Origin of the sequence: Pantoea sp. NPDC088449 (genome assembly GCF_044753225.1) — a bacterium.
Taxonomy (GTDB): Bacteria; Pseudomonadota; Gammaproteobacteria; order Enterobacterales; family Enterobacteriaceae; genus Pantoea; species Pantoea floridensis.
This window is the reverse complement of sequence record NZ_JBIVMT010000002.1, coordinates 482,526-502,336: the sequence shown is the minus strand read 5'-3', so window position 1 is coordinate 502,336 and position 19,811 is coordinate 482,526. Positions and strand designations below refer to the sequence as shown.

Here is a 19,811-nt window from a genome sequence, read left to right as displayed (position 1 = left end):
CCCTCTTTCTCTTCACCTTTGCTTTCCTCTCTCACTGTTAAAACGATTAATCAACTACGCTCAGATCATAAACCAGGCAGTAATATAAAAATGCCGTAAAAATATCGGCGATTGGCGTAAAAATGGTGTTCATAAATTCGCCTTACTCTGTTCGCCCGCGTAGCAAACGGGTATGTTCGCCATCATGAGTCTCAAACCTGATACCTACAGGAAATCTATGAGTCAGAACGAAAAACAGTCCCTACCGGCAGGGATGCTAGCCGCAGCAGGCATTGTGTTTGGCGATATCGGTACCAGCCCACTTTATACCCTCAAAGAGTGCCTCTCCATTCTGCCCGACGGCAGCATATCAACCACGGCGGTGATGGGCTTTCTTTCGCTGATTTTCTGGGCGCTGACGCTCATCGTCACCCTGAAATATGTTTGTTTTGTCATGCGAGCCGATCACGATGGCGAAGGCGGTGTTCTGACGTTGATGTCGCTGGCGCGCCAGCACGTTGGAGAAAAAGCGGGTCAAATCATTGTGCTGGCGGGCTTAATTGGCGGCGCGTTCTTTTATGGCGATGGCGTTATTACGCCGGCAATTTCGGTGCTATCGGCGATTGAAGGGATTGAAGTGGTTTCCCCAGAGTTGGATAAATATGTGGTACCGCTGGCGGTAGTGATTCTTACCCTACTGTTTATCATTCAACGGCACGGAACGGAGAAGGTCAGTAAAGTATTCGGGCCGGTGATGTTTGTCTGGTTTGTTTCAATCGCCCTGCTAGGTATTCGCGGTATCGCACTCAACCCTGACGTGCTCTACGCGCTCAATCCTTCCTACGCACTGACGTTTTTGCTGAGCCATAAAGCGCTCTCGTTTGCCGCGCTCGGCATGGTGGTTCTGGCGGTAACCGGTGCAGAAGCGCTGTATGCAGATATGGGACACTTGGGTAAAACACCGATTCGCATGGCCTGGTTGGTCATCGCCATGCCTGCGCTGGTACTTAACTATTTTGGTCAGGGTGCATTAGTGATTGCCAATCCGCAGGCTATTAATAACCCGTTCTTTAACCTCGCACCTGCCTGGGGGCAAATTCCGCTGATTGTGCTTTCGACAATGGCAACGGTGATTGCCGCACAATCCGTGATTTCCGGCGTATATACCCTGACGCATCAGGCGATACGTCAGGGCTTCCTGCCGCCGATGCGCATTATCTTTACGTCACATACCGAATCCGGACAGATCTATATTCCCGTGGTGAACTGGCTGCTGTTCGTTGCCGTAACGGTGATTGTTTTGGCCTTCCGCCAGTCTTCGGCGCTCTCTTCCGCTTACGGCATCGTCGTCACCGGAACAATGGTGATTACCGCCTGCCTGGCAGGCGTCGTCGCGCTGCGTAACTGGAAATGGCCGTTACCGGTCGCTCTCATTTTCCTACTGTGTATGCTCAGCATTGATGTACCGCTATTTAGCGCCAATCTGATGAAATTGTTCTCTGGCGGTTGGGTGCCCGTGTTGCTGGCGCTCAGTATGATGGGACTCATGCTGATTTGGAGCAGCGAGCGTAATCGTTTAATTCGCCGATTGAATAACGATCCAGAAAGCTTGCAAGCATTGGTCAGATCGCTGGAAACCAATCCGCCCAGTCGCGTGGCCGGCACGGCGATTTTTCTGGCGCGGAAACAGCACGAAATTCCGCAGGCGCTGCTGCATAACCTCAAACATAACCGCGTATTACATAAACGCGTGGTTCTGCTACACATCCACACCGCTGATATACCGCGCGTTTATAATCAAAAGCGCCTGAGCATCTCCCAGCTGTCCCCTTCATTCTGGCAAGTCACCGCCACTTATGGTTGGCGCGAAACGCCGTCAATGGCTGAAATTCTGCATCTGTGTGGGCTGGAAGGATTTGGCTGTACCGTGAATGAAGCCTCCTTCTTTACCTCACATGACACCCTGGTGATGAAAAAAAGAAAAGGCCTGATGCGGGTGAAAGGCGGTATCTTCCATTTCTGCCAGCGCAATGCGCTGCGCGCGCATGAGCAGTTTAATATCCCGCCGAATCGGGTGATTGAGTTGGGCGGACAGCGCGAGTTTTAATTTTTCTAACGCAACCCTTAGCCGGGTTGCCATGAATGCGGCTGTCAGAAGCGCTTTACCGTTTTTTGTCAGGCCGCCATTCATGACAACATTTTTAACACCGGCAAATGTAACCACATGCAAATATATTCGCGGAAGTTTGAATGAGTTGTGGCTGAAGATTTCTTAACATCTAATTAGCAATTAAAGCTAAAACGCTTAACCTCAAAACGTGTTTATTAGCTTTACCGGCAATGATCACCCGCCGTGAGCATTTTTGGGATGTAAAAGCGCATTATCAACAATTGAACAACTCGCAGCTTCAGCCATGGGCTCAGCTATTCTTTCCGAGGAGTATGGCCATGAAACAATTAATTAATGATGTTATCTCAATCTTTACACCGCAATCTGTAAAACCTGTTTTAATTCGTGCTGATTTAACCCATCGCGAAATTTCATCAATCCATCCGGTTGGATTTACTTCCGTGAGCTGGGCCACCTCAATGGAAGAACTGAATGACGCATTTGTGCAAAAAGCACTTGCCGCTGGCGCTGTGGGCTACCACATCACCGACGTTGAGTCTCACGAGCCGGCGCACGATGGCCAACACGTGATGGCTGCAACAGCGACGCTTTATCACATCAATAGTAAAGTGGCCTATGGCTGATGTTTACTGTCGTCCTGCATGAATTCATAGCCTGCCTTGCGTCATCGGCAGGCTTTTTTCTGCGAAATACTCCGACAGAAAATCAATAAACACCTTAATACGCGGAGATTCTGAAGAGCGTTGTGTATAAACCGCCCATATATTGGCTTCCTGATACCACTGCGGTAAAACGTGCACGAGTTTGTTCTCTGTTAAATAAGGTGAAACGTCCCAGGCTGAGCGCAGTGCAATCCCGTGTGATTTTAATGCCCAGTTAAGAATCACTTTGCCACTGTTGGATGAATAGTGACTATTAAGACGACAAACAATTTTGTTTTCACCATCAGTCAATGTCCAATGCCCAAATGTGTTGTTGTTTTCATTAATAATAAGGCAGCTGTGATCCATCAAATCGTCCAGCGTGGTTAATGCAGGTGACTGCGCTAAATACTCTGCCGATGCACATAAAATACGCCGATTAGCTGCTAATTTTTTGGCGATGTAAGAGTGATTAATATCATCACTGACGCGAATATCAACATCGATGCCAGATTGCAGCAGATCAATATCGCGATCGGTGAGAATTAATTTGATATTCAGCGAGGGATGACGCGCCATAAATTCTGCCACGGCGTCGGAAAGATAGTCCTGCCCAAAACCAAAGGAGCAAGCCACGGTGAGGTCGCCGGTCAGCTCTCCGCGCCACTGCTGGAAATTATTCAGGAAAGAATCCATTTCATGCACCACCTGCAGCGCGCCCTCCAGCGCTTTTTCACCTTCGGGCGTCAGGCGCATCACACGGTTGGTGCGAAAAAACAGCCGGGTTTCCAGCTGCTTTTCAAGGATGGCAATACGTTTGCTGATGTAAGATGGCGACTGACCCAGCTCCGTCGCGGCGCGGCCAAAACCTTCATAGCGCGCCACGCTGATAAACACGTACAGATCTTCTACTGAAGGCCAGCCCTGCAAGGGTTTCTGATAACTTTTTCCGGCAAGCAATATCTTCATAACACCACAGCGTTAAAGAAATTTAGCCGGTTATAACACAGAATCCAGGAAGCACTGAAGCTGGCTTAAAAACAGTTCGGGTACTTCCTCATGCGGCGAGTGGCCACAAGGTAATGCCTGCCCTTGCACATGACGCGCTTTATCCTGCCAGGTATCCACTACATTATATAACTGGCCTACCGTGCCCTTTTCACCCCACAACAGCAATAGCGGAGATTCAATACGTTTATCACTGTCTTGCGCGTCGTCGTCTAAATCGATGGTGGCCGCAGCGCGATAATCTTCGCATACTGCATGTATCATCGCTTTATTTTGATAACAGCGCAGATAATCATTAAATATTTCATCCGAGGTTGCGCCTGGCGTTTTTAATTGGCCATCAATGTGTTTACGCAGAAATAAGGCCGGGTCGTGACCGATCATGGTTTCGGGTAACGGGTACGGCTGAATCAGGAAAAACCACCAGAAATAACGCGTGGCGAATGTTTTATCGGTTAATGCATACATGGTTGCGGTAGGTGCAATATCGACAAATACGCAGCAGGAGAGTTTTTCCGGGTGATCGAGCGCCAATCGGTGCCCGACGCGGGCGCCGCGATCGTGGCCCACGAAGGCCACGCGATCCCATCCCAATGCTTCAATCAGCAGGCTAATGTCATCGGCCATCACGCGTTTTGAGTAGGGGCGATGGGTTTCATCACTCGGCGGTTTATCACTGTCGCCATAGCCACGTAAATCCGGCAGGATAACGCGATATTTTTGCGCCAGCTGCGGCGCAATCTTGCGCCACGCCAGATGATTCTGCGGATGACCATGCAAAAGCAGCAGCGGCGGGCCTTCGCCGCCCATGGCTACGCGTAACGTAATGCCGTTAGCCAGACGCACGTCGCTAAGCGTAAAGCCTTTAATAAACGGCGAATCTCCCCGCGGCGTTATCTCACTCATGCTGTTCATCCTTTGCCGTATTAGCGCGTTTCAGCCACGGACGTTGGGCAAAATGCTGCGTTTCAAACTGGCTAATATCAGAGGCGTATTGCAGCGTCCAATCTACCGCGCTTCCGCCGCCCAGCAGCATTTCACGTTTCAATGCGCTCACGGAGAACGCAATACGTTGATTATCGAAAAGGATCGCCTGCTGTTCCAGCGAAACGGTAATGCGATTGTTGGTAGGATCGTTCGCCACTGCACTCAATCGCTGGTAATCCTCATCACTCAACGTCAGCGTCAGAACACCGTTGCGCTGGCAGTTATCATCAAAGATACCGGCAAAACTGGTACCAATAATGGCGCGAATGCCGAGCTGATTGAGCCCCCACACCGCATGTTCGCGGCTGGAACCACAGCCGAAATTCGCCCCCACCAGCAAGAAAGTGGCGTGTTCCCACCCGCGCTGATTGAGAATGAAATCCGGGTTTGGGCTGCCATCGGCCAAAAAGCGCAGGTCGAAGAACACGCCGCGATCTAAACCCTGGCGATCAATGCCTTTGAGAAACTGCTTCGGCATGATCACATCCGTATCAATATTGGCAGCCGGTAACGGGGCGAGCGTGCCGGTAATGTTATTAAACGCTTCCATTTTAAACCTCTGCTGTCATAAAGCGGCGGACGTCAACCAGATGACCGGCAATCGCGGCGGCGGCAACCATCGCCGGACTCATCAAATGCGTGCGGGCACCTGCGCCCTGACGGCCTGGGAAATTACGGTTGGTACCTGAAGCGCAACGATCGCCAGGCGCAAGCACATCTTCATTCATTGCCAGACACATTGAGCAACCCGATTGACGCCACTCAAAGCCGGCGTTGATGAATATCGCCGCTAATCCTTCCGCTTCTGCCTGCTGACGCACCTGAGTTGAACCAGGAACGATAATGCCTCGCACGTGTGGCGCAATTTTATGGCCGTCGATAATGGCGGCTGCGGCTCGTAAATCCTCAATTCGACCATTGGTACAGGAACCAATAAACGCGTGCGTGATGGCGATATCGGCTAACGGCGTGCCGGGTTCCAGCCCCATGTATTTCAGTGCGGTATTTAACGCCTGCTGTTTAACCGGATCTTTTTCCTGCGCGGGATCGGGGACGCGCCCCGTGATAGCGCCAGCTTGATCCGGGCTAATCCCCCAGGTCACTTTGGGTTCGAGGTCACTACAATCGATGGTAATGCGGCGATCAAAGGGTGCGTCAGCATCGCTCTTTAATGCACGCCACTCCGCAACGGCCCGATCCCACATTGGTCCCACCGGCATTTGCGGTTTGCCCGCAATATAGGCAAAGACCTTTTCATCCGGCGCGATGATAGCGCCGCGAGCACCGGCTTCCACCGCCATGTTACACAGTGTCATGCGCCCTTCCATGCTCAGCGCCGCAATGGCAACACCGGTAAATTCAATGGCAAAACCGGTAGCCCCTGAAGCGCCAATCTGCTCAATCAGCGCCATGATGATGTCCTTCGCCGAGCAGCCAAATGGCAACTCGCCGTTCACCGTCACCAGCATGGTTTTCAACCGGCGATAAATCAGCGTTTGCGTGGCAAGCAGATGCTCGATTTCCGAGGTGCCGATGCCGAAGCCAAGTGCACCAAACGCGCCGTATGTGGTGGTATGGCTATCACCTGCAGCGATCACCATTCCGGGCATGACCAGGCCCTGCTCGTGGGCAACAACATGTTCAATACCCTGACGTGGATCCATCACATCGAACAGTTCAATGCCAAAATGCGCGGCATTCTGGCGGAAATAATCAACCTGTAATTGTCCACCGGCATCGGTCATGGCGTCATCGCGTTCGGGACGCGTTGGGTTGACGTGATCGACATTCAGTAAAATAGTGCCGGGATTACGCACCGCACGCTGATGATCGCGCAAACCGCTAAACGCCTGCGGGCTGGTGTACTCATTCAGAATAGAGCGGTCGATGTACAGCAGCACATGCCCTTCGTCGTCTAACGTCCGAACCACATGCTGATCGATCAGTTTTTCATACAGCGTTTTGTTAGCCATGCCGTTGCCCACGTGAAAGTGTTTAAACAAATCATTAGAGACCTTAGGGTAATACAGTTTTGCTACGCGCAATGAACACGCTTCGTGCAGTGATGGTTTATGAAATGTGCAGCGGTAGGCGAGGTTTTTATTTGACCTAAGTCGCGTCAACCGATATAAAGAATAACCGCGTGACCTGAGCGGTTTATCCTCGCTTTACTCCCTGTTTTGCTTATGTTTTATCCGCCTTTCTTTTTTTAAAGTTAATTAATTAACACCAATACTTTATTAACTAAAAATAAGTTAATCATTTCGTAACAATCTCTTAATGTGCAAACCGAATTTTTAACGTTCACCTGCATTGCATAATAAGTAGGACTGGAATGACTCACACCAAAAAGATCGTGTCTGCCCTATCGCTGGCAGCGCTGTTTGTCTCTTCTGCGCTACACGCTGAAGATGCACCAGAAAAAACAGACGTGCTGCTGATTGGCGGCGGTATCATGAGCGCCTCGCTTGGCACCTGGCTGCAAGAGCTTCAGCCGGGCTGGAAACAGCTGATGGTTGAGAAGCTGGATGGCGTGGCACTGGAATCGTCCAACGGCTGGAACAACGCCGGTACGGGGCACTCTGCTAACATGGAGCTGAACTACACGCCAGAGCGTGCAGACGGTTCAATCGACGTTAGCAAAGCGCTGGAAATCAACGAAGCGTTCATGATTTCTCGTCAATTCTGGACTTCACAAGTACAGCGCGGCGTGTTGCACGATCCACACTCGTTTATCAATTCGACTCCGCATATGAGCTTCGTTTGGGGCGACAAAAATGTCGAATACCTCACCAAGCGCTATGAGGCGCTGCAGAAAACGACGCTGTTCCAGGGCATGAAATTCTCAACCGATCATCAGCAGATCCAGCAATGGGCACCGCTGGTGATGGAAGGCCGCGATCCGAACCAGAAAGTTGCTGCAACCTGGACGCCAGTGGGCACCGATGTCAACTACGGTGAAATCACCCGTCAGCTGATCGGCAGCCTGAAAAAAGATCAGAACTTCAAGCTGGAAACGTCTACTGAAGTCACTGATTTCAAGCGTAACAGTGACAACTCCTGGCACGTTACCGTTAAAGATGTGAAGAGCGGTGATAAGCGCTCTGTCGATGCGAAATACGTGTTTATCGGCGCAGGCGGCGCTGCCATTAAGCTGCTGCAGAAAACCGGTATTCCAGAAGCCGATAACTACGGCGGCTTCCCGGTCGGCGGTTCCTTCCTGATGACCGAAAACCCAGCGATCGCCAACCGTCACCTGGAAAAAGTGTACGGCCAGGCCTCTGTAGGCGCTCCGCCGATGTCCGTGCCACACATCGATTCTCGCTACCTCGACGGTAAGAAAGTGGTGCTGTTTGGCCCGTTCGCCACCTTCTCGACCAAGTACCTGAAAAACGGTTCGCTGTTCGATCTGCTGAGCGCCACCACCACCAGCAACATCATGCCGATGACGCATGTGGGTATTGATAACTTTGATCTGGTGAAATACCTGATTGGTCAGGTGATGCTGAATGATGATGACCGCTTTGCAGCGCTGAAGGAGTACTATCCAAACGCACGTAAAGAGGACTGGAAACTGATTCAGGCCGGTCAGCGCGTACAGATCATTAAGAAAGACGCAGACAAAGGCGGCGTGCTGAAGCTGGGTACCGAAATTGTGACCGATCAGCAGAAAACCCTGGCAGCGCTGTTAGGTGCCTCACCAGGTGCATCGACTGCCGCACCTATCACCCTCGACGTGATGAAGAAGCTGTTCCCAGAGCAGTTTGCATCGCCAGAGTGGCAGCAGAAGATCCGTGACGTCGTGCCAAGTTTCGGCCAGAAGCTGAACGGCAACACCGCGTTGACGCAGCAGGTTTGGGACAATACCGCAGCCACGCTGCAGTTGACTAAACCGCCGGTGATTAACATGGGCGACCAGACCGTGGCGCCAACGCAGGCCAAGCCGCGTGTGGAATCAGGCAAGCAGGATATGGCGCTGTAATTCACGCCAGAAATGAACAAAGCCGGACCATGTCCGGCTTTTTTTATCGGCAAATATCCTGACGCAATATCGTCGCATCAATTGCGGCCACCTCCGTTTTGCCACAAAACGCCATTGAGAGGTCGAATTCATTACGGATGATATTCAGCGCGCAGGTTACGCCCTGCTCACCTAATGCCCCCAATCCATACAGCATGCTGCGGCCGATATAGGTGCCTTTGGCGCCCAGCGCGATAGCCTTGAGAACATCCTGTCCGGAACGGATGCCGCCATCAAAGTGCACTTCGGCCTGATTTTTCACCGCATCAACAATCAGTGGCAACATGGATATCGATGAAGAGACGCCGTCCAGCTGACGACCACCATGATTAGAAACGATCACGGCATCCGCACCCGCTGCCACCGCTAATCGCGCATCCTCGGCATCCATGATGCCTTTGACAATAAGTTTGCCGCCCCAGCGCTGTTTAATCCACTCAACATCCCGCCACGAGAGGCAAGGATCAAACTGCTGCTGCGTCCACGCCATCATTGCATCAATACTCTCTACCCCGCTGGCATGACCAATAATATTGCCAAAATTACGATGCGGTGATGCCAGCATGTTGCGGCACCAGCGCGGTTTGCTGGCAATGTTGATCATATTTTTCAGCGTCATTTTGGGCGGCGTGGATAAGCCATTCTTGATGTCTTTGTGCCGCTGACCAAACACCTGTAAATCCATGGTAACCACCAACGCACTGCAGTTGGCGGCTTTAGCGCGCTCAATCAAACGGGCGACAAACTGACGATCGCGCATCACATACAGCTGAAACCAAAAGGGATGGTGCTGTGTCGCCTGTGCCACCGCTTCGATAGAACAGATGCTCATGGTGGATAGCGTGAAAGGAATACCAAAATTTTTAGCTGCCCGCGCGGCAAGGATTTCACCATTGGCATGCACCATGCCGGTTAAGCCGGTGGGTGCAATCGCCATCGGCAACGTAACGGGTTGCCCCAACATCGTGCTGGTGGTGCTGCGCTGAGAGATATCGACGGCCACGCGCTGACGAAATTCAATGCGTTGCAGGTCGGCCTCATTAGCGCGATAGCTGTATTCCGTCCATGAACCTGCATCCACATAATCATAAAACATTTTCGGCATACGCTTACGCGCCAGAAGGCGTAACTCTTCAATACAGGTTATGTTCATCAATCGGCATCCGAAAATATTCACTACAGCGCGGCTGGGTGCGCATTTATACGCACCTCATGCGCATAAATTACGATTTTACGTAATCGGTATAGGCATTTTGCAACACGATATGGTCAGCTATATATTTCGCATCATGCCAGACACCATAAATAAATGAGGACGCCCGATTAACCAAATTCGGTAGGCCCAGAAAATAGATGCCACGTTCTGCTGAAATACCGCGCTTATGGAATGGCACACCCTTTTCATCAAATGCATCGACCTGCAGCCAGCTAAAATCAAATTTAAATCCGGTGGCCCAAATAATAGTGCTAATCCCTGCGCCATGAATATCCAACTTAGCCAGCGGATTAATCAGGCATTCAGGATCCGGCAATAACTCCCACGCCTGCGGTTCCGGCGGCAGGTCCAAACCGTTGCGTACAATATAAGCATCTGCATCACGCAGCACATCGAAATAGGCTTTATCCCCTTCGGCAATATTCTCCGCCAAACCTTCGGCAAAGCTGAGTACGCCATCATCCCAACGCGTCGTGATGCCCACAAGCGTGATGCCCATGTGGGCCAGACGACGAAAATCTACCGTTTTGCCGCCTTCATAGCCGCTCACCGCAAAGGCAACGTGCTGTTTTTTCGGCTTGATCTTCACCTCATCCCACAGGCCAAGTGCGCCGAGCCACCAGCAGTAATCACGGTCGCGATAGGCGCGCGGCGGACGATAGTGTTCGCCGACTGAGAGATACACGTCACGCCCTGATTTTCTTAACTCTTCCGCGATTTGTGTCCCGGAAGCGCCAGCACCCACCACCAGTACGCCGCCTTCCGGCAGCTGCTGAGGATTTTTATAGCCCGAAGAGTGGATCTGATGCAGCGCGACGCTCTCTGGCACAATCTGCGGGAACGAGGGCTTTTGAAAAGGCCCGGTGGCGGCTACCACGTTATCCGCCTCAAATTCTCCCGCCGAGGTGACGACTTTAAATCCGCTGCGTCCGGCCAGGCGCTCAACCAGATAAACCTCAACGCCAGTTCGCACGGGCGCATCGAGCATTTTTGCGTAATCCTCGAAATATTGCGCCATACGCTCTTTGGGCGGAAAAGCTTCCTGGGAAATATTGTCGAATTTTAATGACGGAAAACGATCGTGCCACGCTGGACCATTCGCAACTAATGAATCCCAACGTTCAGAACGCCAGCGTTCGGCAATACGACTACGCTCTAAAACCACATGGGGAACCCCCATTAATGACAGATGCTCACTCATCGCAATACCTGCCTGGCCTGCCCCGACAATCACGGTATTCATTTTTTCTACTGACATGTGAATTTCCTAAAGATGAACGACTCCGCCCTTTTCATGGAAAAGAGTCGCATTGAAGTTAATCGGTGCGTTAGAAAGCGCTGACGCTCAGTAAATTAATTAATGTCCCGCTTCAACATTCAGAATTTTTCCTAAGCCTAAAAACTTATTGGCAATAATTAACATCGTTGCCGTTACGGCAATATAAATAACCGAGAGTGCCGCCAGCGTGGGGTCAGCAAATTCACGTACATAGTTGTACATCGCCACCGGCAGGGTTTGCGTCGCTTGCGTGGTAATAAACAGCGAGGCAGTGAATTCATTGAACGACAGGATAGCCGCAAATAACCAGCCGCCAAACAGGCCGGGTAATATCAACGGCACGGTGATGGTCCACACCACGCGTAAAGGCGATGCACCAAGGCTGGCGGCGGCCAGTTCAATACGTTGCTCCAGATTCTTTAATGACACATACACGCTGCGCAACACGAACGGCAGCACCAGCACGATATGGCAGAAAATCACCAGTGGATAACCGCGCCCGATACCGAGCTGCGAAACCAGCATCAGCAAACCCAGCCCAATGGTGAAATGGGGAATGAAAAGCGGTGAGAGCAACACCCCTTCCAGCACCTGCTTGCAGGGAAAGCTGTAGCGCTCAATTGCAATAGCCAGTGTTGCGCCGATGATCACCGCCAGGGAGGATGCCCAGGCGGTAACAATGAGGCCTGAATAGAAGCCGTGACGAAAATCATCGTAACTTACTGCACGCTCAAACCAGCGCAGTGACCAGCCTTTCGGTGGGAAGAACAGCACCGATGTGCTGCTGAATGAGGAGATGAAAACCACAATCGTTGGCAGCATGACAAACAGAACAATGGCAATGACCAGCAGGCGACCGGTCAGGGTAATCAGTTTATCGTTTAGCGAACGCGTCATCTTAATGTTCTCCCATTGCGTGCAGGAAGCGGCTCATGCGTTTTAGCACCATCAGCAGCAGAATCGTCAGCAGTAAACCGGCAATGCTGAGCGCGGCGGCAAACGGAAAATTCATCGATGAAAATCCCAGCTGATACACCATGGTGGCCACGGTGCTAACGCGTCCTCCACCGATCAGTTGCGGGGTGGCGAAAGCACTGAAGGTCCAGGCGAAGGCCGTGGTTAAACTGGAAACTATGCCTGGCAGCGACAACGGAATCGTCACCGTAAGCAGTGTGCGTATGGGCCCGGCCCCGAGGCTGGTGGCGGCTTTTTCATAATCAGGATTGATGTGTGACAGCGCGGTGGCCAGCATCATCACCATGATCGGCATCGTCACATGCACCAGCGCCACCACCACTCCCGTTTGCGTGAACATAAACTGGATAGGCTTATGAATGATGCCGATTGCCAGCAGTAAGCTGTTAAGAAATCCGCTATTGCCCAACACGATAATCCACGAATAGGTACGCACCACTTCGCCGAGAAACAGCGGCGTGATGGCAATAATCAAAAGGGTGGATTTGATCCATGTGGTGCGCGTTCGCACCAGCGCGTAGGCCAGCGGATAGCTCATCAGTAAACCAAAAACGGCGGTTTTCGCGCTAAGCAGCACCGTGTTGATAAAGGCATCGGCATAGATTTTCTTAAACAAGCCATTAAAGTTCGCCAGGGTAAATCCGCCCACGTCCAGTGAACCGGGAATATAGGCCCGCACGCTAAACTGCATCACGGCGAACATGGCAACCACTAACCCGAGCGCCGTAAAGGTGGCTGGGATAATGAACCAGGGTAAAAATGTCGGTTTTCTCGTCATAGACGTTGCTGCCTGCATAAAATGTTGCGACTACCGTTGAGAAGTGGGCAGCGCGGGCTGCCCATCCCCCTCAATGAGACATGATGTTTTCCGAGAACCACTGACGCCATTCGGCGGTTTTCTCCGCGCGCAGCTGCGGATCGGTGTTGATGGTGGCATTCCACTGTTCGGGCGTGGTCAGCATGCCCGGCAACTTCGCCAGCTCAGGATCGATATGCGCATTGGTCACCGTTGGGCTGCCGCGATAGATCTTCGCCACCTGCTGCTGGATTTCCGGCTTAAGCGCAATGTTCATAAATTTGTAGGCCAGGTCGGCATGCTTAGTGCCTTTGTTGATTCCCACGGTATCCACCCCGAGAATCGCGCCCTCTTTGGGAATGGCCAGCTTAATGTTGACGCCCTCGGCAATCATGCTGTAGGCATTCATCGACAACATCACCTGCACCGGGGTTTCGCCGGTAGAGATCAGCTGTTGGCTGTTGGCATCATCGGTATAGAAGGATTTGATGTTCGGAATCAGCGCCTTTAGCTTGGCTTGCCCCTGTTGCCAGTGTGCTGCATCCGTACCGGAGAGCTTGGCAGATACCGCAATAATATGGCTGGGATCCCAATCGGGCAGCGCCAGCGATCCTTTCAGCTCAGGGCGCCACAAATCGTTCCAGCTGGAGAAGGTTTCGCCTTTTGGCACTAAATCGGGACGGTAGCCGATGGTGTAAACATAACCCCAAACACCAAGGTGATAAGGGCTGACTTTGGCTTGCTGCACCAGATTGACCGCATTAGGGATTTTGCTCATATCGAGCTTCTCAAACAGACCGCTGTTGGCATATAAATAGCCGACGTGCGCGGTGGTAAACGTCACATCCGTTTCGGGCGAGCCGCCGGCCAACTTAGCTTTGTTGAGGCGGTCAATGGTTCCGCCCGTGACAAATTGCACTTCAACACCGGTTTCTTTGGTGAACTCTTTCGCGATGGTTTGATCAATCAGATCTTTAAAGCTGCCGCCCCAGGTGCTGACAATCAGCTTATCTGCGGCCATTGCATTGCCCGCGCTTAATACGCCAGTGGTCAACAACGTTAAGGCACAAATCTTACGCAACATATTCTCGTCCCCAATGAATGAAATGGCTGTGGTAGCAACTGTGAACCACCGTCTGCTCCGTTACGTCGCATTGCACTACAACAGTGCGAAGGCAGCTCTCTGGTGTTAAAGCGATATTGCCGTCAGTCTGAGATTCGGTAAAACAGCATTTACCTCGCTGTTGCGTCAGAATTTCTGACGCTAAAAAAAGCGCTGCTCTGGAAAGGATTTTCTTAACCGCAGGTGAGGCAGAAGCGAATGGGCGAAGAGATGCAGGCAGGTGATTATCCTGTTACGGGAGCCGGCATGATAAATGCATAGTCTCCAACCCAATTAGAATGACTGGCGCGACATGAGCGCGTCAGCAATCCCAGGAGAATCTGCATGCTCAGTCGCATCACCCAGCGTCAGCTGGAATATTTTGTCGCTTCCGGTGAAGCGGGCAGCATTATCGGCGCATCGGAACGTATCCACGTTTCATCACCGTCGATCTCAGCGGCTATCACCCATATTGAGTCTGAGCTTGGCGTGCAGCTTTTTGTCCGTCATCACGCGCAGGGCGTCTCACTCACCGCCATCGGCCATCAGGTTTTAAAAGAGGCGAAGCTGATCCTGGAGCAGATGTCGAACCTCTACACGATTGCTTCAGAATCCATGAATAATGTGCGCGGACCGTTGCGGGTCGGCTGTCTCGATACCTTAGCGCCGATGTTGACGCCTGAACTGGTGTTCGGTTTTGGTCGCGCTTTTCCTGGCGTGCGTATCACGCTGGTAGAGGGCAATCACGAGCAGCTATTGAAACAGCTGCGTGCGGCCGATATCGATATTGCCCTGACTTACGATCTGGTTCCTGCCGGCGACATCACCTTTCAATCACTCGCGCAGTTGCCGCCTTATGTGATGGTGGGTGAACATCATCCGTTCGCCACGCAATCGGCCGTCTCCATGCAGGATCTGGCCGATGTGCCGATGGTATTGCTGGATATGCCGTGGAGCCGGGAATATTTTCTGAGTCTGTTTAGTGAGGCCGGCGTCACGCCCAACATTGTTATGCGCTCGAGCAATATGGAAGTGGTCCGCGCGATGGTGGCAAACGGCGTAGGTTTTGGCATCGCTAACGTGCGGCCCAAAGCCCACCTCTCGCAGGATGGTAAACGCTTAATTCGCGTGCGTTTGGCGGGTGTGAATAAGCCCATGCAACTCGGCTATGCCACGGTGGCACATGTGCAGCAATCGATGGTGGTCAGTGCCTTTGCCGAGCGTTGCCGCATGTTTATTTCCGACCAGTACATTCCCGGCATGGCGGCACCGAGCTATTTCGATCCGCAAGTGGTCAAGGTGGCGTAATGCTCGTCAGATAAGCGTGAACCGGACACCATAAAGGGTAAGGGGATGTCGTAGGGTGCGCATTCATGCGCACCTGGATGCATAGCGACGCAACTAAGCGCTTGCTTCAGTAACCTTGTTGCGGAAACACCTGATTTAACACCGGCTCCCCGCGAGTGATGCGGTGAATATTATCCGCCACCTGCGGTGCGGCGCTGGCGGGGATCGCCACAGATGCCAGATGAGGCGTGATCAGCACATTATCCATGCCCCACAATGCATCATCTGGAGGTAAAGGTTCACGATCGAAGACATCCAGCGTTGCTTCGGCAATATCCCCGCGCCTCAGCGCCAGAGTTAATGCCTGCTGATCAACGATGGCACCGCGCGACACATTGATAAACGCAGCGCCTTGCGGCAAGCACGCTAATCTTTCAGCGTTCAGCAATCCGTGGGTTTGCGGCGTCAACGGCAGCATTACCACCAGGATGTCACTGCTGGCGAGGAAATCGTCCAGCGCATCCATTCCGCTGCTGCAGGCAATGCCAGCCAGCGTTTTCTGCGAACGCGACCAGCCACGGACATCAAACCCCTGCCGCGCCAATTCACTCGCGGCATAGGCTCCCAGCTCACCCAAACCAAGCACCCCTACGCGCACGCTTTCTGGCGATCGCGGATGCAGATAATGCCAGCGTCGATCGCGCTGCGCCCGCTCAAACGCCGGTATATCACGCGCGTAGCGCAGCACGGCAAACAGCACGTAGCTGGCCATCATGCGCGCCATATGCGGATCCGACAGGCGGATTATCGGAATGTCCGGCAAATCATCGCGGCCAACCAGCGAATCAACGCCAGCCCCCAGATTGACCAACAGTTTTAAATGGCGATAAGGGGCAAAAAAACCGTGCGGGGGTTTCCACACCAGCGCATAGTGCACCTCATCAGCCTGCTGTACCTCTTCAGCGCGACAAATAGTGACGCCGGGAAGATGCGGCGCCAATAACGCTGACCACTCGGTAAAACTGTCGAATTCACTGTAAAACACCAACGTACTCATGCTGCGTCCGCCTTTATCAACGTGACCACCGCATCAATCGCCAGCTCGTACCCCAGCACGCCGAGTCCGGCAATCACACCGGTGGCCGCTTTGGAAACCATCGAGTGATGGCGAAAGGGTTCACGCTTCCAGATATTACTCATATGCGCCTCGATAATGGGCCCATCGAACATTAGCAAGGCATCCAGAATAGGCACTGAACTGTAGCTCAGCCCCGCCGCGTTGATAATTATCCCCGCCGCATGCTGACGTGCCTCCTGAATCCAGTCGACAATAACGCCTTCATGATTACTTTGGCGAAATTGCAGGTTCACGTTGTGTGCTGCCGCACGGCGCTGGCATCGCTCACCAATACTGACAAAACTTTCCGTGCCGTAAGTCCCGCCTTTATCCATGCCGTACAAATTTGCGTTCGGTCCGTTAAGGAAGAAAATCTGCTGTGCCATGTAAGCTCCTGACTATCAATGCGGGCGCGTGGCGGCCATGGCCGGATGAGCATCGAAAATTGCAAACCACGCGGCAGTAAGGGGATGCTGCTTACTCCAGTTCATCCCGGCAAAACGGAAGTCGAGGTAACCGAGCGCGCAACCTATAGCAATTAAACCGATATCATCGGGAAGGGTGTTAAAGCCGACAACCTGACGTTCAATTTCCCCCAGTGCGGCGCTGACTTTTTTTAACTGCGCATCAGCCCAGCCAGGCCACTGCTTCTCTGCCGGGCGCGCGCTGAACTCATAGCGCGCCAGCAGTGCTGCATCGATCAATCCGTCACCCAACGCCTGACGAGCCAGACTTACCCAGCGGGATTCACCGTGCGCCGGCAGTAAATTTCCCTGCGCGCGTGCGTTGAGGTACTCGCAAATCACGCGGCTGTCATACAGACATAAATCCGTCTCGGTTCGCAGCGCAGGCACCTTGGCTAAAGGATTGATGCTGGCAATGCGCTCATCGCGTTCGATGGGATGGGCCGCTGACGCCAAAAGCGTAATCTCATCGAGCAGCCCCAGGCAATGTGCCGTAACCATGACTTTGCGAACATAAGCCGAGGTGCTGGCGTAGTAGAGCTGCATCATCTCGACACTCCGGGTTGATCAATGGCGAGCAGCACTTTGCCGATATTGGCATTGGCTTCCAGGATGCGATGTGCCTCAGCCGCCTGCGCTAACGGTAAGGTTCGATGTAGCGTGGGAATGATTTTTCCTGCTGCCAGCAGCGGCAAAATGTGTTTTCGCAGACACTCGGCCAGACGCGCTTTTTCAGCGGCCGGCTTAGGACGTAACGTGGATGAGGTCAGGCTCAAGCCTTTGCGCATCACCAGTTGCAAATCGAGTTCAATTTTAGCGCCGCGCATAAATGACAAGCTGACATGGCGTCCGCCCTGCGCCATAACGCTGAGATTGCGGGCCACATAGTCCCCCCCCACGTTGTCCAGCACCACATCAACCCCGTGGCCTTGGGTTTCATCCTGGATCAGCGCGACAAAATCCTGGCTGTGGCGATCAATGGCGCGCCACACGCCGAGTCGCTGAAGTGCGGCAATCTTAGCGGCTCCGCCAGCCGTGGCAATAACCCGCGCGCCACACGCCTGCGCGCTTTGAATCGCAAAGCTGCCCACGCCGCTGGCCGCCCCGTGAATCAGCACGGTTTCACCCGGCGTTAGGCGGCCTAGCTCAAACAGGTTATGCCAGACGGTAAAGGCCGCTTCCGGCACGCCGGCGGCCAGCGCCAGCGGCAGCGCTGCCGGCACCGGCAGACAGAGTTCGGCGCGTGCGACACAATATTCGGCATAGCCACCCCCGTTAAGCAGCGCCATCACCGGCGTGCCGAGGTTCAGGCTATCAACGCCCTCACCCAATTCCGCGACAACGCCCGATACTTCCAGACCAAGCACCTCGCTGGTACCGGGTGGAACGGGCATCCCGCTGCGCTGCATAATGTCAGGACGGTTCACCCCCGCATGGCTTACGCGGATAAGCACTTCACCTGACCCTGGCTGCGGTACCGCGCGGTCAACCATGGTTAACACCTCGGGGCCGCCCGGCTGGTGAGCAATCACCGCTTTCATCATTTCTGGCAGCATTAGCGTTATCCCTGCTTCTCAGAGGTAAAGGCGCAAACGCCCTCATCATCAAACATCACGCCCACCACGCTGCCCACCGGCCAGCGCGTCAATGATTCCAGCCCCGATTGACGGGCAAACAGTGTCGCACTGCCTAACGCGGGCACATCAAGATGCACATCAACATGGTCGCCCTGGAAGACATGGGTGATCACCGTCGCGCTGAGGAAGGAGTGCGGCCCAAGCGCAGCCAGTTGAATGTTCTCAGGGCGGACATACACGTCAAGCCGCTCGCCCACCGTAGCCTGGACGCGTTCCGCGGGCAGACGCAGCGCATTGCCGCCCAGTTCAACCACCGCAGCACTATCACGGCCAGCGTATCGACCCGGCAGAATGTTCACATCGCCCACAAAACCAGCGACGAAAGGATCGCGCGGGCGGCGATAGATCTCATCTGGCGTGCCGATTTGCCGCACGTGCCCCGCTGACATCACGACAACGCGATCGCTCATGCTCAATGCTTCGCCCTGATCGTGCGTCACGAACACCGTGGTAACGCCCAGTTTGCGCTGGATAGCTTTTAGCTCGACCTGCATCGATAAGCGTAAATTTTTATCCAGTGCGGAGAAGGGTTCGTCCAGCAAAAGCACTTTCGGGCGAATGACCAGCGCCCGTGCCAGCGCCACGCGCTGCTGCTGTCCACCAGATAACTCGCGCGGTTTGCGGTGGCCGTAGCCCGCCAGTTTGACCAGCGCCAACGCCTGTTCAACACGCTCAGCAATTTCATCTTTCGCCACACCGCGCATACGCAAGCCGTATCCGACGTTTTTCTCTACCGTCATATGCGGGAATAGCGCGTAATTCTGGAATACGATGCCGATTTCACGCTGATAAGGCGGAATCTCCGTCACCAAATCGCCATCAATGAAAATTTCGCCGCCGTCGGCTTCGGCAAAACCCGCCATCAGATTAAGCAGCGTAGTTTTCCCGCAGCCAGATGGCCCCAATAGCGTAATGAACTCGCCTTCTTCAATCGTGAGAGAAATCTTGTGTAACGCGATGGCGTCACCAAAACGCTTTAGCACGCCATCTAATTGCACGGCAACGTTAACGGCTTGCGCTGCTGGCGCAAGCCGTTCAGGATGCGGGAATGAAGTCACTTCTGCACTTACCATGGAATCTCCAAAAAACGGGGCTGTATTGCTTGTCACCAGCATACGGCTTGTGCGCGTATAACACGGTTAGTGCTTACTGAAGCTGGCATTTGGAAAAC

The 19,811-nt window shown here is 53.1% G+C and carries 18 protein-coding genes; 4 read left to right on the top strand and 14 right to left on the bottom strand.

The window, feature by feature from the left end; translation table 11 throughout:
- Positions 1–217 precede the first annotated feature (217 nt).
- Both kup and ACIP6T_RS13565 read left to right on the top strand, forming a co-directional pair.
- Complete coding sequence (kup, locus tag ACIP6T_RS13570; protein ID WP_400457724.1) at positions 218–2,086, top strand: low affinity potassium transporter Kup; 1,869 nt, start codon at positions 218–220, stop codon at positions 2,084–2,086.
- A 341-nt stretch (positions 2,087–2,427) separates the two neighbouring features.
- Positions 2,428–2,733: a DUF1471 domain-containing protein gene (locus tag ACIP6T_RS13565; protein ID WP_097097909.1), complete on the top strand. Its 306-nt coding sequence runs from the start codon at positions 2,428–2,430 to the stop codon at positions 2,731–2,733.
- A 24-nt stretch (positions 2,734–2,757) separates the two neighbouring features.
- Here ACIP6T_RS13565 and ACIP6T_RS13560 read toward each other — a convergent pair whose 3' ends face one another.
- The 4 genes from ACIP6T_RS13560 to leuC are packed head-to-tail and all read right to left on the bottom strand — an operon-like array spanning position 2,758 to position 6,719.
- Positions 2,758–3,720, bottom strand: a complete 963-nt coding sequence (locus ACIP6T_RS13560) for a LysR substrate-binding domain-containing protein (RefSeq protein ID WP_400457722.1) — start codon at positions 3,718–3,720, stop codon at positions 2,758–2,760.
- A 30-nt stretch (positions 3,721–3,750) separates the two neighbouring features.
- Entirely contained in the window at positions 3,751–4,665 is a 915-nt protein-coding gene (locus ACIP6T_RS13555) for an alpha/beta fold hydrolase (RefSeq protein ID WP_400457720.1), read from the bottom strand.
- A complete protein-coding gene (leuD, locus tag ACIP6T_RS13550; RefSeq protein ID WP_097097914.1) occupies positions 4,658–5,296 on the bottom strand; it encodes a 3-isopropylmalate dehydratase small subunit in 639 nt (212 codons plus the stop codon). Before leuD ends, ACIP6T_RS13555 begins: the two co-directional genes overlap by 8 nt.
- Position 5,297: 1 nt before the next feature.
- A complete protein-coding gene (gene leuC, locus ACIP6T_RS13545) occupies positions 5,298–6,719 on the bottom strand; it encodes a 3-isopropylmalate dehydratase large subunit (protein ID WP_400457717.1) in 1,422 nt (473 codons plus the stop codon).
- Between the two features lie 362 nt (positions 6,720–7,081).
- Between leuC and mqo the strand changes: the two genes are divergently transcribed.
- The gene (gene mqo / locus ACIP6T_RS13540) at positions 7,082–8,728 is read left to right on the top strand and encodes a malate dehydrogenase (quinone) (protein ID WP_400457714.1); all 1,647 of its coding nucleotides are present in this window, start codon (positions 7,082–7,084) and stop codon (positions 8,726–8,728) included.
- 43 nt (positions 8,729–8,771) lie between these two features.
- Here the strand turns inward: mqo and ACIP6T_RS13535 are convergent, their stop codons facing one another.
- From ACIP6T_RS13535 to ACIP6T_RS13515, 5 genes are all read right to left on the bottom strand, one after another.
- Entirely contained in the window at positions 8,772–9,920 is a 1,149-nt protein-coding gene (locus ACIP6T_RS13535) for an L-lactate dehydrogenase (RefSeq protein WP_400457712.1), read from the bottom strand.
- 70 nt (positions 9,921–9,990) lie between these two features.
- Complete coding sequence (locus tag ACIP6T_RS13530; protein ID WP_400457710.1) at positions 9,991–11,241, bottom strand: flavin-containing monooxygenase; 1,251 nt, start codon at positions 11,239–11,241, stop codon at positions 9,991–9,993.
- Positions 11,242–11,340: 99 nt separating this feature from the next.
- A complete protein-coding gene (locus ACIP6T_RS13525; RefSeq protein ID WP_097097919.1) occupies positions 11,341–12,159 on the bottom strand; it encodes an ABC transporter permease in 819 nt (272 codons plus the stop codon).
- 1 nt (position 12,160) lies between these two features.
- Entirely contained in the window at positions 12,161–13,015 is an 855-nt protein-coding gene (locus ACIP6T_RS13520; RefSeq protein WP_345830688.1) for an ABC transporter permease, read from the bottom strand.
- Positions 13,016–13,085: 70 nt separating this feature from the next.
- The gene (locus ACIP6T_RS13515) at positions 13,086–14,117 is read right to left on the bottom strand and encodes a polyamine ABC transporter substrate-binding protein (protein ID WP_097097921.1); all 1,032 of its coding nucleotides are present in this window, start codon (positions 14,115–14,117) and stop codon (positions 13,086–13,088) included.
- Between the two features lie 363 nt (positions 14,118–14,480).
- Between ACIP6T_RS13515 and ACIP6T_RS13510 the strand changes: the two genes are divergently transcribed.
- Positions 14,481–15,443 (top strand): LysR family transcriptional regulator, encoded by a 963-nt coding sequence (locus ACIP6T_RS13510; RefSeq protein WP_097097922.1) that lies wholly within the window; start codon positions 14,481–14,483, stop codon positions 15,441–15,443.
- A 106-nt stretch (positions 15,444–15,549) separates the two neighbouring features.
- Here ACIP6T_RS13510 and ACIP6T_RS13505 read toward each other — a convergent pair whose 3' ends face one another.
- Genes ACIP6T_RS13505 through ACIP6T_RS13485 form a run of 5 tightly spaced genes read right to left on the bottom strand, consistent with a single transcriptional unit; the run spans position 15,550 to position 19,713 of the window.
- On the bottom strand, positions 15,550–16,479 hold the full coding sequence (locus tag ACIP6T_RS13505; protein ID WP_176519237.1) for a glyoxylate/hydroxypyruvate reductase A: 930 nt from the start codon (positions 16,477–16,479) through the stop codon (positions 15,550–15,552).
- Positions 16,476–16,925 (bottom strand): type II 3-dehydroquinate dehydratase, encoded by a 450-nt coding sequence (locus tag ACIP6T_RS13500; protein ID WP_400457706.1) that lies wholly within the window; start codon positions 16,923–16,925, stop codon positions 16,476–16,478. Before ACIP6T_RS13500 ends, ACIP6T_RS13505 begins: the two co-directional genes overlap by 4 nt.
- Positions 16,926–16,940: 15 nt before the next feature.
- A complete protein-coding gene (locus ACIP6T_RS13495) occupies positions 16,941–17,552 on the bottom strand; it encodes a glutathione S-transferase N-terminal domain-containing protein (protein WP_400457704.1) in 612 nt (203 codons plus the stop codon).
- Positions 17,549–18,559, bottom strand: coding sequence for an NAD(P)H-quinone oxidoreductase (locus ACIP6T_RS13490; RefSeq protein WP_400457702.1), 1,011 nt, complete (start codon positions 18,557–18,559; stop codon positions 17,549–17,551). The genes ACIP6T_RS13495 and ACIP6T_RS13490 overlap by 4 nt, the downstream gene beginning before the upstream one ends.
- Before the next feature lie 5 nt (positions 18,560–18,564).
- Positions 18,565–19,713, bottom strand: coding sequence for an ABC transporter ATP-binding protein (locus ACIP6T_RS13485; RefSeq protein WP_400457700.1), 1,149 nt, complete (start codon positions 19,711–19,713; stop codon positions 18,565–18,567).
- Between the last annotated feature and the right edge of the window lie 98 nt (positions 19,714–19,811).

Coding starts and splice junctions, on each gene's coding strand:
- kup (WP_400457724.1), top strand. CDS start 218: ATGAGTCAGAACGAAAAACAGTCCCTACCGGCAGGGATGCTAGCCGCA.
- ACIP6T_RS13565 (WP_097097909.1), top strand. CDS start 2,428: ATGAAACAATTAATTAATGATGTTATCTCAATCTTTACACCGCAATCT.
- ACIP6T_RS13560 (WP_400457722.1), bottom strand. CDS start 3,720: ATGAAGATATTGCTTGCCGGAAAAAGTTATCAGAAACCCTTGCAGGGC.
- ACIP6T_RS13555 (WP_400457720.1), bottom strand. CDS start 4,665: ATGAGTGAGATAACGCCGCGGGGAGATTCGCCGTTTATTAAAGGCTTT.
- leuD (WP_097097914.1), bottom strand. CDS start 5,296: ATGGAAGCGTTTAATAACATTACCGGCACGCTCGCCCCGTTACCGGCT.
- leuC (WP_400457717.1), bottom strand. CDS start 6,719: ATGGCTAACAAAACGCTGTATGAAAAACTGATCGATCAGCATGTGGTT.
- mqo (WP_400457714.1), top strand. CDS start 7,082: ATGACTCACACCAAAAAGATCGTGTCTGCCCTATCGCTGGCAGCGCTG.
- ACIP6T_RS13535 (WP_400457712.1), bottom strand. CDS start 9,920: ATGAACATAACCTGTATTGAAGAGTTACGCCTTCTGGCGCGTAAGCGT.
- ACIP6T_RS13530 (WP_400457710.1), bottom strand. CDS start 11,241: ATGTCAGTAGAAAAAATGAATACCGTGATTGTCGGGGCAGGCCAGGCA.
- ACIP6T_RS13525 (WP_097097919.1), bottom strand. CDS start 12,159: ATGACGCGTTCGCTAAACGATAAACTGATTACCCTGACCGGTCGCCTG.
- ACIP6T_RS13520 (WP_345830688.1), bottom strand. CDS start 13,015: ATGACGAGAAAACCGACATTTTTACCCTGGTTCATTATCCCAGCCACC.
- ACIP6T_RS13515 (WP_097097921.1), bottom strand. CDS start 14,117: ATGTTGCGTAAGATTTGTGCCTTAACGTTGTTGACCACTGGCGTATTA.
- ACIP6T_RS13510 (WP_097097922.1), top strand. CDS start 14,481: ATGCTCAGTCGCATCACCCAGCGTCAGCTGGAATATTTTGTCGCTTCC.
- ACIP6T_RS13505 (WP_176519237.1), bottom strand. CDS start 16,479: ATGAGTACGTTGGTGTTTTACAGTGAATTCGACAGTTTTACCGAGTGG.
- ACIP6T_RS13500 (WP_400457706.1), bottom strand. CDS start 16,925: ATGGCACAGCAGATTTTCTTCCTTAACGGACCGAACGCAAATTTGTAC.
- ACIP6T_RS13495 (WP_400457704.1), bottom strand. CDS start 17,552: ATGATGCAGCTCTACTACGCCAGCACCTCGGCTTATGTTCGCAAAGTC.
- ACIP6T_RS13490 (WP_400457702.1), bottom strand. CDS start 18,559: ATGCTGCCAGAAATGATGAAAGCGGTGATTGCTCACCAGCCGGGCGGC.
- ACIP6T_RS13485 (WP_400457700.1), bottom strand. CDS start 19,713: ATGGTAAGTGCAGAAGTGACTTCATTCCCGCATCCTGAACGGCTTGCG.